Source organism: Lysinibacillus sp. G01H, from assembly GCF_028872195.1.
Taxonomy (GTDB): Bacteria; Bacillota; Bacilli; order Bacillales_A; family Planococcaceae; genus Lysinibacillus; species Lysinibacillus capsici.
Genome location: NZ_CP118397.1, coordinates 419915 through 436036, shown reverse-complemented (window position 1 = coordinate 436036; position 16122 = coordinate 419915). Strand labels below are relative to the sequence as shown.

The 16122-nt window shown below is 37.1% G+C and carries 14 protein-coding genes; 7 read left to right on the top strand and 7 right to left on the bottom strand.

All coding sequences use genetic code 11. From position 1 onward, the window contains the following. Window positions 1–154 precede the first annotated feature (154 nt). The 5 genes from PSR12_RS02090 to PSR12_RS02070 all read right to left on the bottom strand — a co-directional run bounded on the left by PSR12_RS02090 (window position 155) and on the right by PSR12_RS02070 (window position 7536). The gene (locus tag PSR12_RS02090; protein ID WP_257521061.1) at window positions 155–1225 is read right to left on the bottom strand and encodes a glycosyltransferase family 2 protein; all 1071 of its coding nucleotides are present in this window, start codon (window positions 1223–1225) and stop codon (window positions 155–157) included. 149 nt (window positions 1226–1374) lie between these two features. Continuing rightward, entirely contained in the window at window positions 1375–2127 is a 753-nt protein-coding gene (locus PSR12_RS02085; protein ID WP_221679102.1) for a hypothetical protein, read from the bottom strand. 1 nt (window position 2128) lies between these two features. Further along, window positions 2129–5911, bottom strand: a complete 3783-nt coding sequence (locus PSR12_RS02080) for a DEAD/DEAH box helicase (RefSeq protein WP_274771366.1) — start codon at window positions 5909–5911, stop codon at window positions 2129–2131. Window positions 5912–6023: 112 nt separating this feature from the next. Then, complete coding sequence (locus PSR12_RS02075) at window positions 6024–6578, bottom strand: NADPH-dependent FMN reductase (RefSeq protein WP_221679100.1); 555 nt, start codon at window positions 6576–6578, stop codon at window positions 6024–6026. Window positions 6579–6705: 127 nt separating this feature from the next. Continuing rightward, window positions 6706–7536 carry an oxidoreductase gene (locus tag PSR12_RS02070; RefSeq protein WP_221679099.1) on the bottom strand — a complete coding sequence of 277 codons (831 nt, stop codon included), beginning with the start codon at window positions 7534–7536 and terminating at the stop codon, window positions 6706–6708. Window positions 7537–7901: 365 nt separating this feature from the next. Between PSR12_RS02070 and PSR12_RS02065 the strand changes: the two genes are divergently transcribed. From PSR12_RS02065 to PSR12_RS02045, 5 genes are all read left to right on the top strand, one after another. Beyond that, the gene (locus tag PSR12_RS02065) at window positions 7902–8948 is read left to right on the top strand and encodes a PseG/SpsG family protein (protein WP_221679098.1); all 1047 of its coding nucleotides are present in this window, start codon (window positions 7902–7904) and stop codon (window positions 8946–8948) included. Window positions 8949–9139: 191 nt separating this feature from the next. Beyond that, window positions 9140–9325, top strand: coding sequence for an SE1832 family protein (locus PSR12_RS02060; RefSeq protein ID WP_004225556.1), 186 nt, complete (start codon window positions 9140–9142; stop codon window positions 9323–9325). A gap of 34 nt (window positions 9326–9359) precedes the next feature. Further along, window positions 9360–10931: an ABC-F family ATP-binding cassette domain-containing protein gene (locus PSR12_RS02055; RefSeq protein ID WP_004225557.1), complete on the top strand. Its 1572-nt coding sequence runs from the start codon at window positions 9360–9362 to the stop codon at window positions 10929–10931. Between the two features lie 436 nt (window positions 10932–11367). Then, window positions 11368–11772: a transcriptional regulator Spx gene (gene spx / locus PSR12_RS02050; protein WP_004225558.1), complete on the top strand. Its 405-nt coding sequence runs from the start codon at window positions 11368–11370 to the stop codon at window positions 11770–11772. A gap of 23 nt (window positions 11773–11795) precedes the next feature. Beyond that, on the top strand, window positions 11796–12242 hold the full coding sequence (locus PSR12_RS02045; protein ID WP_009371643.1) for a MarR family winged helix-turn-helix transcriptional regulator: 447 nt from the start codon (window positions 11796–11798) through the stop codon (window positions 12240–12242). 106 nt (window positions 12243–12348) lie between these two features. On the opposite strand, the gene PSR12_RS02040 is transcribed toward PSR12_RS02045, so the two are convergent. Together PSR12_RS02040 and PSR12_RS02035 are read right to left on the bottom strand one after the other, a co-directional pair. Next, window positions 12349–12897, bottom strand: a complete 549-nt coding sequence (locus tag PSR12_RS02040) for an RNA polymerase sigma factor (protein ID WP_036078118.1) — start codon at window positions 12895–12897, stop codon at window positions 12349–12351. A 292-nt stretch (window positions 12898–13189) separates the two neighbouring features. Beyond that, window positions 13190–14320 (bottom strand): LuxR C-terminal-related transcriptional regulator, encoded by a 1131-nt coding sequence (locus PSR12_RS02035; RefSeq protein WP_274771363.1) that lies wholly within the window; start codon window positions 14318–14320, stop codon window positions 13190–13192. Between the two features lie 191 nt (window positions 14321–14511). On the opposite strand from PSR12_RS02035, the gene PSR12_RS02030 reads away from it, so the two are divergent. Next, window positions 14512–15267: an SDR family NAD(P)-dependent oxidoreductase gene (locus PSR12_RS02030; RefSeq protein WP_274771362.1), complete on the top strand. Its 756-nt coding sequence runs from the start codon at window positions 14512–14514 to the stop codon at window positions 15265–15267. Between the two features lie 23 nt (window positions 15268–15290). Beyond that, window positions 15291–16034 carry an SDR family NAD(P)-dependent oxidoreductase gene (locus PSR12_RS02025; RefSeq protein ID WP_274771360.1) on the top strand — a complete coding sequence of 248 codons (744 nt, stop codon included), beginning with the start codon at window positions 15291–15293 and terminating at the stop codon, window positions 16032–16034. Window positions 16035–16122 lie beyond the last annotated feature (88 nt).

Here is a 16122-nt window from a genome sequence, read left to right as displayed (position 1 = left end):
CTGAATATTCTATATCGAGGGAGGTTTTTAATGGAAGCAAAAAATTTTAGGCCACGTAATGTGATTTTTATGACGGTTGTTGTAGGTGTTTCATTGTTAATTGGCCAAGCTATTTATGTCTTGTTTATTGATGTACCTTTTCCATAAGAAAGATTTATATCTTTAACTGACTAAGTAAATATTTTTCATTATTGATTATTTCTTGATGATTCGGTTTCCATTTTTGTGCCTCTAGATTATGCTGAAAGGCATTTTCAAATAACCGTAACTCCCTGTACAAAAGGCTTAATTGTAGATGTGGAATCCATGTTGAATAAGCACGCTTTTGGATAGTCATTGTATCGGCAGGAGCTTGTTGCAAGGCTTGAGAGTACCAGTAAATAGCCTCTTTATGTTTTAATTGCTCCATAAAAAATTGGCCCATTCGGCAACATGCTTCTGACTTTGGTCGATCATATAAGAAAGATTGCAAAACAGCTTGCTGTGCTTGTTGATCATCATGTAAACGTCGATAGCATTCCCCTACATGTAAACAAGCCTCAATGCGATTATCTGTAGTGCCTAAGTTGCTATCCAAAAATAGGTTGTATTGATTAATAGCTTCTAGGTAACGGTGATGTAATTTTAGTTCATTCGCATAATGAAATGTCTCAATTGCTGAAAGAGAATGTCCATTCTTTATTAATCCCTCATAAATATTTATATTGCGATGAATATCTTTCGTTAACGGTAAATGTGTGACAGCAATATCACTATGATAGAGCTGCCCTGACACCCTTAAATTCTCATGAACAGCACCCTCCCATTGAAAATGATTCGCCCTTTTTACTAGACGAAACTTTCGTTCACTACACTCCACTTCCCCATCACAATCAAGCGTCAAATAATAATCCATTGTTACAGCATCAATAGAGGGAAATAACGATTGCTTTAGTTGGCTGAACTTGTGCTGATTTTCCTTTGTCATAACATCATCAGCATCAAGCCATAAAATATAGTCTTTTGTTGCCTGCTGAAAGGAAAAATTTCTAGCTTTAGCAAAATGATCACACCAGGAAAAGTCATAAATTCGAGAGGTAAAATTTTGGACAATCTCTTTTGTACGATCAGTTGAACCAGTATCAATAATATTAATCTCATCCACGAGGTGCTGAACCGAATCTAAGCATCTTTCAATCGTACATTGTGCATTTCTAACAATCATACATAAACTAATCGTTAACATCTGTCCCCTCCTTAGCGATGGTTTAATTTGTGCTAATGCAGTATTTTATCGAAAAAATTTTTCGATTATCACCTAACTCTGTAAATTTATAATTAAAATAAAAAAACGAACGCGATTTACGTTCGTTTTTTCTAGCAATTGAAATTGAATCAAGATAAATATTGCTCACGCCATGTTAATTGTTCTTCGTCTGTAAGTTGTTGCTCTAAATGATAATCCCATTGATTGAGTAATGTATTCCAAACTCGTACAAATACTATATCCTGTTCCTTATCATAAAGAACAAACTCTAAACATGGGCTATCATTTATTTGCTGAGCTGCTGTTTGAACAATTTTTGCGATGACTTTCTGAGAGCTCCCTTCCTCTTCTTCATCCGATTCCTGTAAAGCTGCAATCACCATGGACTCCTCAAATTGTTCCTGTTGTTCTGCCTCTTTGTCAATATAACGATAAAGCTCTGGCAATTCATCATATTCATCATTCCTCGTATCGATAGTGAGAAACGATTGATGGCAGGGACTAAAGTAAAGCGTAGAGGTTTCTTCCTCTAGTTCTTCTTCAAAAATACCTCGTTCTAGCTGCTTCTGTCCTTTTTCAGTTAGCCTATAGAAATCATCTTCATTCTTCACAAGGTTTACTCGAATCATTAAAGAAACCAAGTCTTCAATAAATAATGAGTCTACCAGCAATAGCTCGCTCAATTCCTGTGCATTGCTAAAATCCGCCTCTTGAATACTAAGCAGAAGCATTGTCATTAAGACATCCATTGTTGAACGACGAACAGGCTCATAGGTCACATCAACTGTTCGAATGGGAATACACCATTCAGCCATTTTGACAATCTTAATATTACGATTCTGCTGAAGCTCACGCATTAGTCGTTGTTGTAATTTTGACAATCTATATCACCAATCCTTCATGATTACGTAAGCCATCGTAGGATTTTACTGTTTTTAATAAATTCGCATACATCTCTCTTGTTTCTTGATGTTTTGCACGTTTTGCAAACATTTCTGCACTTCCAACAAGCAGTAGTAACTCACGTGCACGAGATAGCGCGACATTTAAACGACGATAATCTCTGGCAAAGCCAATATCCCCGCCCTTGGGTGTATTACGAACCATGCTCACTAAAATGACATCCATTTCCATCCCTTGGAATTTATCAACAGTCCCTGTTCTAAATTGCAGATGTGGTAGCTGTAATTCTTGCTGAAGAAGGCGATTAATTTTCTTTACTTGCTCACCGTAGAAACTGATGACACCAACGCTTTTTTGAGCATCCTGCGGCATACGCCCTGCTTCTTTTGCTGCCTTCACCGCTTCATTGAGATCTAGTAAAATACGTCGAATTGTGAGCAATTCTCCTTCATTAAAACGACTCGTTCCGCCTTTTACTTGCTCCTCTAAATAAGGTTTTTCTGTTGGAATATCAATCCACAGTAAATGGTCATCACGTTTTATAAACTGCCCTTCTAAGCCGTGATCTCTTGCTGCATCCGAATCTGGTAAGCCACATTGCAAGCCATTTTCTTCTTCCGCATAAAATGGTGTGATACTTTGCATGATTTTCTCATGCATGCGGTATTGCAATGCTAGCATTTGCTTATGCGTTGGTGGCAAATTATTAAATAAACGCTCAAATAATGATTCACGCAACAGATTTTTTAATTCCTGTGCGCCTTCAAAGTTTGGATTTTCTTCTAGCATTGCCTTCAATGTTTCCTCCAGCGTATCATCCCCAAGTAATGGTGGTAGCTGATGATGATCACCTACTAAAATAACTTTTTTCCCCTTTAGCATTGGTAAGAGCAATTCTGGTGGTGTTGCCTTTGAAACTTCATCAATAATAACCACATCAAAGGTCGGATAATTTTCCATAAACTCCTTACTGGCAGAAGCTACGCATGTTGTACCAATAACGTTCGCATGACGTACATACAGTTTTCGAATTTCATCTAAATCATACTCTGTTGCGTTTTGTAATTTTTCACGCCATTGTTCTTGTAGTTTTTTGTGAAGGGGTAGCTGTTTTTCCTGACGTTGGAATGCTTCGATTGCATGCTTTGCAGTTTGAATAGCTTCCTTCACCTCTTCAGCCGTTCGTTCTGGCATAGATTGTAAAAGCTTTGTATAGGTAGCTAGTTGCTTTTCTTTCTTCAATCCAGCTATATTAATATCTTTTATCTGTTCTTCTATAAGCGTTAGCTGCTGTTCTACTTCCTGCAAGTTTGTTTGGACAGTCTGTAAAGAGGCTTGTTTAGGAACGAGTTGTACTTTAGCCTGCTCCACTGCCTCAAGCTGCTGCTTTGCTTGTAGAAGAGACTCTCTAGCTTGGGAGGCAAGAATTTTTAAATAGTCTACAGATTCTTCTGGTTCTTCAGTAATCTGAAAGGCGTTTGCTAATTGTTGTAACCGCTCTGTATGCTGTAAAAATGGTTGGAGCTGCCGCTGGTAACTTTGCACATCAAAGCTAGTTATTGCACACTCCTGATGAATTAAAGTTACAAGATTTTTACGAAAAGTTTCGTATTCCTGATCTTTATGCTCTTGCTGTTGCTTTAGTGCTATCCCCTTTTGCCAAACAAAATCACGACGCATATATAACCCGAGCAAATAACTTTCAATAACATCACTTGCGGGTGCTTGACCATCTTGAAAAGCCGTGTTTAATTGTGCGAATACACCAGTAAGGTTTTGCAAAGAAAACGATTGTACTGGTTGTAGTCTACTTTTAGCAAGGGCACGCTCCTTGACTTCATGCGTGACCAAAGCCTCTAGCTTCACAATTGCTTTTTGTAAACGAGCATTAATCGTTGACCATGCCTCTAAATCTTTCGCATCCTCTAAATGCTGCAAGCGACCTATTTGTTGCGAAAGTACATGAGAAGGGCGAATTTGATAATGTTGTAAAAAACGCTGAATACGGTCAAATGAGGTTAAGGTGTATATATATTTTTGCGCTTCCTTCATGATTACTAGACGATTGCTTTCGATTTCATATTTCTGCTGTATCTCTTCAAATTGCTGTGTTAACTGGTGCTTTTGTTCTTGTAGTTCTTTATATTGAGCAGCAGCCTCTAGATGTTTCACTTTTTCAGTAGTTTTCTGAATCGTACCCTGTAGTTTCTCGACTGAAGGGTAATCAGCAAGTGTCTGTTCAAGCTGCTGTACAATTGGCTCAATTTGTGCGAGCTGTTTTTCATAATGCTCTTTTTGAGTCTCACATGTTTGTTGCTCTGTTTTAGCAACCTTCAATTCTTTTTTTAATGCTTGAATCTTCTGCTGTAAAATGGGTTCTTCAATAGCTGCCTGCTCTTTTGCAGCCATTTCCTGTGTTAATTGCTCAAGCCATTGCTCTAATTTCTCTAGCTCATCTTTTGCTTTTACAAGGTTTGCTTCTAGCTCTTGCTGACGTTCTGGAAATATTGTAATTGCTTCTTCAATCGCAGCAAGTGTCTGCGCACGCCACTGAAGCGCCACATTTTCCTCTATAAATTTTTTACCCTCTTCCTCAATACTTTCCGTTCTACCATAGCGTAAAATTCGAATTTCTTGATTGGACAGTAAGCGTCCTAATGCATTATCTACAGCTAAATTAGACTGTGAGGCAACAAGTGTTTTTAAGCCTGCTTTAACATTTTGCTGACAAATCTCTGAAATGACAGTTGTTTTCCCCGTACCAGGTGGACCCTGAATGACATACAAATCCTCAACTGATAGTGCACCTAAAACGGCTCGTCGTTGATATTCATTTAAATTATTATGAAATTCAATATCTTCGCGTAGCTTGGATGCACGAACTGTAGGACGTCTCTCAAACAGTATTGTTTCTAAATTAGGGTTTACTGCCTCACCCTTTTCTAGCTTTGTAAAACCATTACGTAGTCGTCGAATTTGGCTTAATGTCGCAAAATTACTAAAGCTCGCTTGTTTTGAACGAAGATTCAGTCCGTCCTTGCGAGCCAAATCCTGTATAAAAGGCTTTACATCAATTTCTACCGTTTGCTTTCCTGCATTAGCCTTTATAACCTGTCCTATTTCGCCTCGAATTCCTTGAATGCTAACACTTAACCCCTCTAGCTTTTTCCATTCTTTACTCTTTATGTAGGGACATACAATGGTTAAGCGTGTAAAGTCTTCATTGAAATAGCTTTGCTTAAATTCTGTATGAATATCATCAATGGTTGCATCTCGTTCTTGTATTTTTAAATAGCCTTCCCAGCTGGCTATACGTTTTTTCACATACTCTGTACGTTCTTCTGCAATCGGTAGCTGTCTTATTTTGGTGTGCAGCTCAAGTGGAATACCTGCTCCATTATTAGGCTTCGTCACAAATTGTAATGCGGCTGCTAAGCGACGATTTGTGTTAATAGGTCCACGCATATGGACAAATCGAATATTGGTAGCCAGCAATCCTTCCACCTTTAGCACACAATCCATAATAACCGTTTTCTCAGCAAGAAGATCGCTTAATTTTTCATTGTCCTCCGCATTAAAATAGATGGATAAAAAGGTTTCACCAACTGTTTTTGCTTTTCGTTTTTCAATATAGACAGTAAAAGATCTTTGTAACGCAAAAAAGGCATGCTCGTTTGCTGAGCATTCCTCTACCGCTTCCTTCGCCTTATTGGTCAAAATAAGATTACAGCGTTGTTTTTCTAGTAAAGCGATGTCCTGCATGAGCAGCCCTCCTTCCTGAGTCACTAAAGTTTTATTTTATCACATACTAAAACAATACTTACAAAGAAAAATCCCCTGCACAGTGATTTCTTACCACCGTACAAGGGCTATCTTAATGTTGGTCAATTGTTTCTTTGGGCAAGTTCTTGCTCATTTCACAGTATTGAACAAATACACGAGCTAATTCACGTAAACGACTATGAACGTCTGCGTCTACAATATTATTATCTGCATCAAAATGTGATGTATGTGTATACACATAGTTTGGCGTAACAAGCGCTCGGAAGTAGTCTAAAATAGGTTTTAGCTGATTTTCGACTACAAGGTGATGCTGATATGTGCCTCCATTTGCAACAATGGATACGGGCTTATAGCGCATTGTTTTAGGGTGTAAGAAGTCAAAGGCATTTTTCAAAACGCCTGGAATAGACGCTTGGAAAATAGGCGTTGCAATAATGTAAGCGTCTGCCTCCTCAAATTGTTGAATCATTTTTTTCATATCATCATTTAATGGAGAACCATCCACAATTTGATGCTTATATTGACTAAAATGCATCATTTCTAACTCGAAACTAGCATCTAATTCTTTAATATATTGCTCCACTTGCTCTAAAATAGCACCAGTTTTACGACCAAACATCGTGCCATCTACGAGTAAAATTTTCATCTTTACTTTGCCTCCACATTCATCTTCTACAATAATATTGTAACAAATGAAAAGTGGCTCGGAAAGGATTGTCATGACAATTGATATAAATTCAGTCTTTAGACGGAACGAGAATTTAATCCCTAAATTAATTATCCTGATCACGTTGTCGGAAATGGACTTCCTTATCAATGACCGTTTCCTCAAGTTTATATTTATCTCGATTAATGACAACCTCCCGATTAACTTTCTCGCCTTCATTCAGCTTATCCCAATTAAATAATGTTTCTCTTGAAATGTCCTCTTCTGGTACTTCCGGATAATCTAATGTTGCTAACTCATCTGATGGATAAATAGTGACTGGCTGTTGTTTACCATATAGGGCAATAATAATCATAGCCTTTGCCACTTGTGTAGCTTCAATTGCTCTAGAACGTTTTAAAGGTCCAATTAATAAAGGCTGTGCAAGCTTTAATAATTTTTCTCCTGCCTTTTCTCCTAATCGAAATTCATCACGGTTCCCTACTAAGAGTGAGGGGCGAATAATGGAAAGTCTTTGTAAGCCTAGTTCCTCTAAATCACGCTCAAGTTTGCCTTTAACTCGATTATAGTAAAATGGAGAATTCTCATTAGCTCCCATTGCCGTAATCACAAGAAAATGAGGGATTCCCCGTTTTTTTGCTAAAGATGCAATTGCTAACGGGTATTCAAAATCTACCTTTTCAAACATTTCACGAGAGCCTGCCTTTTTAATGGTTGTACCTAAGCAACAATACAATTCATGAGCAAATCCTATATCGTTTTCTTCTATTCTATCAAAATCACGAATTTTCACTTCTAACTTTGGATGCATATAAGTTAGCTTTCTTCGTGCAATAACTGTTACTGAAATATACTCATCATTTTCACATAATTGTTCAACTAGAGCGGAGCCGGTTAAACCAGTCGCCCCTACAACAATCGCTGCACGCATACTCATTTTTTCTCCCGTCCTTCTACTTATTGATAGTATATCAATTACGGCTCACTCTAAAAGCTCGCCTTCAAATTCTTGACACCCTGCGTTGACCTTATCTTGACACATCGGAGTTAAGCAAAACATGCCATCATCTCCATTTGTAAAGAGATTTTTCTGAACCAAGATAAAGACCTTCCAGTTGTTATGTATATTTCTACAATTCGCCTTTCTATATATATCGACCATTTTTTGGTGATTAAAACTGTTTAAAGATAGCTATTTTAGAAGATTCCTCTAGAGACATTCATGAGCAAATCCTAAATTTTACACATACTTGCTCTTTCTTCGCCATAATTTAAAGAGACAGAGGAAAGGATGGGATACATTTGCAAAACGAAACACACGCAATTGAACCAAAAAAAACGATTGTTTTCATTATTGAAAGCTGTATTGATAAAGGGCTGTATCCTTTTGAACGGGTTTCAACATTAGCTAAACTACTTTCGAATGAGAAGGTTTTTATCTTTGTAAAGACTCCTTCAAATGACGGAATCCAAATTTTAATGAATGAAGGAGTTTCTCCTATTCTATTTGATCACTTTAACGAATTACCTAAGCAAATCAAAGGACTTCAACCTGATTTAATTGTTAGAGATGGGCGAAATTCTGAAGGCTGGCAAGTAGAAGAATTACGACCTTTCTGCAAAACAATTATTCATTTTGATGATTTTGGTGAAGGTGGCCAAGCCTGTGATTGTGTACTACTAGCACTCTATCAAGAAGTGAAAGATTATTTACCAGCACATTATATTGGTGGAAGCTTTGTTTTTGCCCTGCCAGATGCTTATCAGCATTTCGATAATATATCTGATAGTAAAACACCTGAAAATCCGCCTCATATCGTTGTCGCTTTCGAGGATGGGGACGAGCATAATTTAACGTATCGAACACTTCGACACCTAACTCAACTACAAATACCACTACAAATTACAGTTATGATTGACGAAAGCTATCGCCATGCAACGGATGACTTGCAAATGATGGTACTTAGTCGTCGCAATACTGCTATTCTTCGAGATAAAAATGCACTCCTCAAACTACTACCTAAAGCAGATGTCATTATTTGTAATGCTAACTATACACCTTATAAGATTGCCTCTTTTGGCGTGCCATGCATTACACTTGCGCAAACTGAAGCTGAGCTTTTACATGCTTTCCCTCGTGAGCATAATGGCTTTATCCATCTAGGACTTGGTCGAAAAATGAAGCAATCACAAATCCAAAATGCTGTCATGGAATTTCTTTTACACGAAGCTCGCAGTGAACGAGCAGTGAGAAAACAGCGACAACTCAATCTTGCTGATAATAATGAAACACTTCAAGCATTACTCTTAGATTTTGCTTATGATCGTCATAATATCGCTTCTACTTAGTGCTACTTCCAAGATGATTATGATACAATATATAAGAATTTTTCACTCCAACACCTCTTACAGAAGTTGGACATAAGTAAATTCAACAAGTACCCGATTGATTTTAAAGAATAAGCGGTGGGGGATTCTTAAAACCTCCATCGCTTTTACACGCATTCACTATAAAAATAGTCTCAAAAGGAGTAGTCTTCATGCCAACAAAAAGTGATATTGAATACCAAATTAGAGAGTTAAAAATGGACTATATGAATTTACAAGGTGATATAGAAAAGTTGGAGTCTACTGGGCACAACGATCAGGTAGCTAAGGCAGAGCAACGTCTTGCGAATATGGAAGCTCAATTAGCAGAACTTAACAAGCAGCTTGCAGAACTATAAAATGTAAACAAGAAAGATAGTTGGAGGAACAGAAATGGCAATATTAACAGTAGAAAATTTAGGTCATTCTTTCGGTGATCGTACACTCTTTAAAGATGTATCGTTTCGCTTAGTGGAAGGTGATCATATTGGACTTGTAGGAGCTAATGGTGTTGGTAAGTCTACATTAATGGGCATCATTACAGGTCAAACGATCCACGATACAGGAAAAGTTGAGTGGTTGCCTGGTACGCACTATGGTTATCTAGACCAACATACCGTACTAACGGCTGGTAGAACAATGCGTGAAGTGTTACGCGATGCCTTTTTACCATTATATAAAAAAGAAGAAGAGCTGAATGAAATTACAGGCAAGATGGCAGACGCAACGCCTGAAGAATTAGAAGTACTTTTAGAACAAATGGCAGAAGTACAAGATGCATTAGATGCAGGAGATTTTTATACATTAGATATGAAAATTGAAGAGGTGGCACGTGGACTTGGACTTGATGCCATTGGCTTAGAGCGTGATGTAGCTGCTCTTTCTGGTGGACAGCGCACAAAGGTACTCCTCGCTAAGCTTTTATTAGAAAAACCTAAAGTACTTTTACTAGATGAGCCGACGAACTATCTTGATGAGGAACATATTACTTGGTTGAAAATTTATTTAAAGAACTATCCATATGCTTTCCTTCTAATCTCACATGATACAGAATTTATGAACGAAACAGTGGATGTCATCTTCCAATTGGAATTTTCAAAATTAACTCGTTATACTGCAACATACGAAAAATTCCTTGAGCTTGCTGAAATCAATAAACGTCAGCATATTGAAGCCTATGAAAAGCAACAGGAATTCATTAAGAAGCAAGAAGATTTTATAGCTAAAAACAAGGCACGTTACTCCACTACTGGTCGTGCAAAATCACGTGCTAAGCAACTTGATCGTTTAGAGCGAATTGATCGCCCAGAAACAGCTGTAAAACCAGAATTCGGTTTTAAAGAAGCCCGTTCATCTAGCCGCTACGTTGTAGAGGCTGAGAACTTAGTGATTGGTTACGATAAAGACAAGCCATTACTTCCTCCACTATCTTTTGCGATTGAACGAGGAGAAAAAATTGCTTTAGTCGGTATGAATGGTGTGGGTAAATCCACATTATTAAAAACAATGTTAGGTAAAATTAATGCGCTTGGTGGGAAAGTAGTCCGCGGAGACTACCTATATCCTTCCTATTTTGAACAGGAAGTAAAAGCTGAGAAAATCACGCCAATTGATGATGTTTGGAATGCTTTCCCTTCTATGGAACAAGCCCAAGTACGTGCAGCTTTAGCAAGAGCTGGCCTAAAAACTGACCATATTACACGTCCGCTTAATTCATTATCTGGTGGCGAGCAAGCCAAAGTGCGTTTATGTAAATTAATGATGGAGGAAGCTAACTGGCTTCTCTTCGACGAACCGACAAACCATTTAGATGTAGATGCAAAAAATGAATTAAAACGTGCCATGAAAGAATTTAAAGGTACCATTGTGCTAGTAAGTCACGAACCTGATTTCTATGAAGGACTCGTAACAAAAGTCTGGAATGTTCAAGATTGGTTTACTTCTGGACAACAAGGCCAAGACTAATTATTTCAAGGGCAGCCCCAACATGTTATGGGGCTGCTCTTTTAAATTTTTTAACTTCGATGTATAAATAGCCTCATTTAAACATACTATAATCAGTGGACTAACAATTTTACTCCTACTTCCAACTAACTCTCTCCTACGAGACAATTTAGAATTCTAGTAGTCCCTATTAACTCATCATCGATTTTATGCTTAAAAAGACCAATTCTAAAAAGTTAACATAAACTTACATCATTGTAAGCTGAATAAACGAAACTTTTTACGCTTATCTTCGTATATTTTAATATAACTGAAAAAATAATAATACGATTGAGAAATTTTTTCAATTAACTATTGATTTATATATAGCTTACTAGTAAGATATATATATAAACTATTAACTTACTAATAAGCTATTTGTAAAATATAATCTAAAAAAGAAAGCGAGGAATGAAGAATGACAGTTACAATTTACTCACAAGCGAGCTGTTCTTCATCCAGAAAAGCACTTAAATGGTTAAAAGATCACAACATAGAATATAAAGAAAAACGTATTACATCTCACCCACTTACACTTGCAGAATTCAAAGAAATTCTAAGCATGACTGAAGATGGCACAGATGAAATCATTGCAACAAACTCAAATGACTTTAAAAACTTAAATATCGACATCGACCAACTTTCTATTCAAGAGCTATTTGCTATCATTCAGGCACACCCAAGAATGTTGCGAAGCCCTATTATAATAGATGAAAAACGTATTCAAGTTGGTTACAATGAGATGGACATCCGTCGTTTTATCCCACGTAAAGTACGTGCTTACGAATTAAATGCGATGACAAGATTGGCACAAGAAAGTTAAAACAGTTTTGGAGATGACCTTCTATGGACCAAGAAAAACAAAAAGCCATTACCTCGTTGTTTGAAGTCGTTTCATCTATTGAGCGTAAGTGGGCAAACGAGTGGAATAATCATAATGTACTCGGCTTTTCAAAATCCCATATTTTAATTTTAGACTACTTATCGCAGGAGGGCCCAAAACGCCCTTCTGCTATTGCTGAGCGGTTAAAAGTAACTACTGGTGGCGTCACTGTTTTAACAACCAAGCTGATAAATGGTGGCTTTATTGAAAAAACACAGCATGCCACAGACCGCCGTGCTTCTCAACTAGTCATTACGGCTGACGGTGAAAACATATTAAAGGAATCTCGTCAACAAGTGAGTGAAATCATTAATAATATGTTTGGTATGCTAACAGCGGAGGAACTGCAAACCTTACGAACTATTTTTTCTAAATGTTTATTGGATGTGGAGACAAATCGGCCAGATTGAAGCACAATAAAAAGATGCATTTGCAATTATTTGCGAATGCATCTTTTTTGATTAGTCGACCAAATACTTCCGTCTAAGTACCGTGATGTGCGACCAATCTGCTTTATTAAGCTGGTAGCACAGATTCCACTATAGCTGTATCTGACATGAGCATTTCTTTTAATCGAGCCTTTGCACGGAATAAACGAGATTTCACAGTACCAATGGAAACTTTCATAATTGTAGAGATTTCTGCAAGTGAATATTGGTCTATGTAGAAATACCATAAAGTCTTTCTATAAATGGCATCTAATTGCTCCATTTTATCTTGGACTAGTTTTGTCACAATGTCCTTTTCAATTTTTTCTTCTGTAGAAATATCGTTATTGGGAACCAAATCTAGAATCGGTACGTCTAATGTTTCAGGTTGGTTCATCATATACTTGCTACGTCGTACTTTTTTACGATAGCGATCTCTAAATGTATTCATTGTAATAGTTGTCAGCCAAGCTTTAATATGCTCTACTTCGGCCACGCTATCTTCATAGCGTACAACCTTAACCCAAACTTCTTGCATTAAGTCTTCCGCTTCTATATTATTGCGAGTTAGTTTTAAACATAAATGATATATATAACGATTGTATTCCTCGTATACGCCTTCTAATTTTTCATTCATTGTGTATGCCTCCGCTTCTTGTTCTTGCTTCTATACACATTCTCGCAAAATAATGTATTACACTCTATCGCATTGGCTTTCAATTTCATTACAATCGTGTAAGCTTAATCGCTTTCACTTGTAATATTCGTAAAAATTGTTTTACTACTATACTGCTTTCCCTTCAAAAAAGCTTTTGATGACAATAGTTATCTATTAATTAAACTATATTTTTAATAGTATTTATTGTCTGAATATTAATTAGCATTTGAAGAAACAAAAAATGCACTCCTAATAGAAGTGCATTGGTGTGTTAGCTTAGCAGCCCTAGACGAAAGGCTGAGGCAACGACCTGTGTTCGATTCTTTGCTTTGAGCTTTGTCATCAGACTGCTTACATAATCCCTGACAGTATGCTCACTTAAAAATAATAAACCAGCAATTTTTTTATTATCATATCCTTCGGCAAGCAGGCCAAGTATCATCGATTCCCTGTCAGTTAAATGAAGCACTGTATTCTTTTCTACCTTTTCGCCCTTACGTGATAAAAATAAACCTAAACGCTTCCCTACTTCCTCAAGGAGTGTTAATTCTTCCTTTGTACAATCAAATTCCTCCCCTAGTTGATCAAATGTTAGCCATCCAAATAATTGATCTTCACACAAAATGGGAATAAAAATAATCGAGGATAAATTAAATAATTGGATATGCTCTTCTTTCACGTAATTTTTAGGATTTTTTAAATAAATGGGTTTTCTTGAACTAAGTATCGTGTTTTCTCCAGTCAACTCCCCTTTCATGCTTTGCACCTTAGGTAGCTCTGCGCCAATAACTCCATAAAATTGATTGGACCATGGGACATATGCGTAAAATACACATCTTTTATAACTAAAATACTCTTCACATTTTTTTAAAATAAGGGCTAAATCCTGATAACCTGAAGAACTAATGAGCAATTTATCAAGCCTATCTAATAGCTGTAGATGCCTAATTTTTTGATTTTCAGTAGTTATGTTACCAGTTTGGTTATCTCCCTCACAGCCATAGTATAGCTCTACAAGTAATGTAAATGTCGATAATACATACATGAAGATGGCGTTCGTTCGACTACTCTTCTGTTGAATCATAAAAGTAATCAATGATTTCTCAAAAATTAATTGAAATAAATTAAAGCTCTTCCTATCAATAATGGACAACTGTGATTGAAGCCAAGTGTTAAAAAAATACTTATCATCATTATTTAGTTCATCGATATTTGCATGTGTCATTAAACGCAAAAATGAATCTAATAGCATTGCTGCTCTTTTTCGATCTACCCCAGTTATAGAAGGTTCTAGATTAAGGTAAATAATTGTATTCTCTTCAATTTGCTTATGATGAATTTTAATAAACAACACAAACTCTTGAATTGTTACTTCTTCAATTGATTGAAATGGATGCGTCATAGGAAATTCTTCTCCTTCACACTAAAAATACCCCTATAAATGGAGGATATTCATTCACTATATTATACAGCATCTTATAGGATAGTATTTCAAATTGAAAGGAGTAAGATGAAGGTATCGCTAGACAATGCGAATACTTTTGAATCCTCAGGCAACCATATAACCGAAAAAATGAAAGGTGCGTGCTTGAAATGAGATTAGAAAACAAAGTGGCCATTATTACAGGTGGAGGTACAGGAATCGGGAAAGAAACTGCATTATTATTTGCTAAAGAGGGAGCAAAAATAGTTATTACTGATATAAATGAACAATCTGGGAACGAAACAGTCCGTGATATTCAAACTATCGGCGGTGAGGCAGTATTTTTCCACCACGATGTAAGTAATGAAGAAGACTGGAAAAAGGTAGCAGATGAATCAATAAAAACATTTAATAAAGTGGATATTCTTTTCAATAATGCAGGTATCTATATCATAAAACCTCTTGCAGAAATCGAGCTTTCTGACTGGAACCGCTTAATGTCCATCAATGTGACAGGTGTGTTCTTAGGTATGAAGCATATTATGCCGCTTATGACAAAGCAACATAATGGTTCTGTTATTAATGCTTCCTCTATTGCAGGCTTAACAGGGGCAGCTGGTCACGTATTATACGGCGCGAGTAAAGGGGCTGTTCGCATTATGACAAAAGATGCTGCTATGGAGTATGCTCCATACGGCGTACGTGTCAACTCCATTCATCCCGGCTACATTGATACAGGTATGGCAGACTATGCATCAGCAACAACAGGAAGCTCAAAAGATGAATTAGGTAAAAACTTATTCCCATTAGGACGTTTAGGCTCTGTAAAGGAAGTAGCGCAAACTGTATTATTTTTAGCTTCTGATGAATCTTCCTTTTCAACAGGTGCAGAATTCGTTATTGATGGCGGTGCAACAGCAAAATAACATTACTAAAGGTGGTCATTTATATGAAACTAAAAGATAAAGTAGCAATTGTTACAGGTGGAGCTAGTGGGATTGGTGAAGCCACAGTTCGTCTCTTTGTTGAAGAAGGAGCTAAAGTCGTTATTGCCGATTTTTCTGATCGTGGACAAAGCGTTTCTGAAGAATTAAATAACAATGGTTTTGATACACTCTTCGTGAAAACAGATGTAACAAATGAAGCGGACATTCAAAACCTGATAAAGGAAACCGTTACTAAATACGGTAAACTTGATATTATGTATGCAAATGCAGGCGTAGCTGACGATGCACCAGCACACGAGCTTTCTTTTGAAAAATGGAAAAGAACAATTGATATTAATTTATCAGGTGTATTTCTTTCTGATAAATACGCCATTGAACAATTCCTTGCTCAAGGAACAGGCGGCGTCATTGTTAACGCTGGTTCCATTCATAGCTTCGTTGCCTTACCAAACCCTACAGCCTACTCATCTGCAAAAGGTGGCGTTAAATTATTAACACAAAACCTATGTACTGCTTACGCTAAACACGGTATTCGTGTAAATGCAGTGTGTCCTGGCTATATCGACACTCCCCTATTAGCTGAGGTCGATGCTCAGAAGAAAGAATATTTAGCTTCCCTTCACCCACAAGGTCGACTTGGTAAACCAGAAGAAATAGCTAAAGCCGTTCTCTTCTTAGCTAGCGATGACGCAAGCTTTGTTAATGGTACAACCCTTCTTGTTGATGGTGGTTATACTGCTCACTAATGAGGCTTTGAATAGACTTGCCTGATAGCTAGCGCATTTTAGTGATGCATTCTAGCTGTTAATAGTACGAAGCGATCTGGCTGTTGTA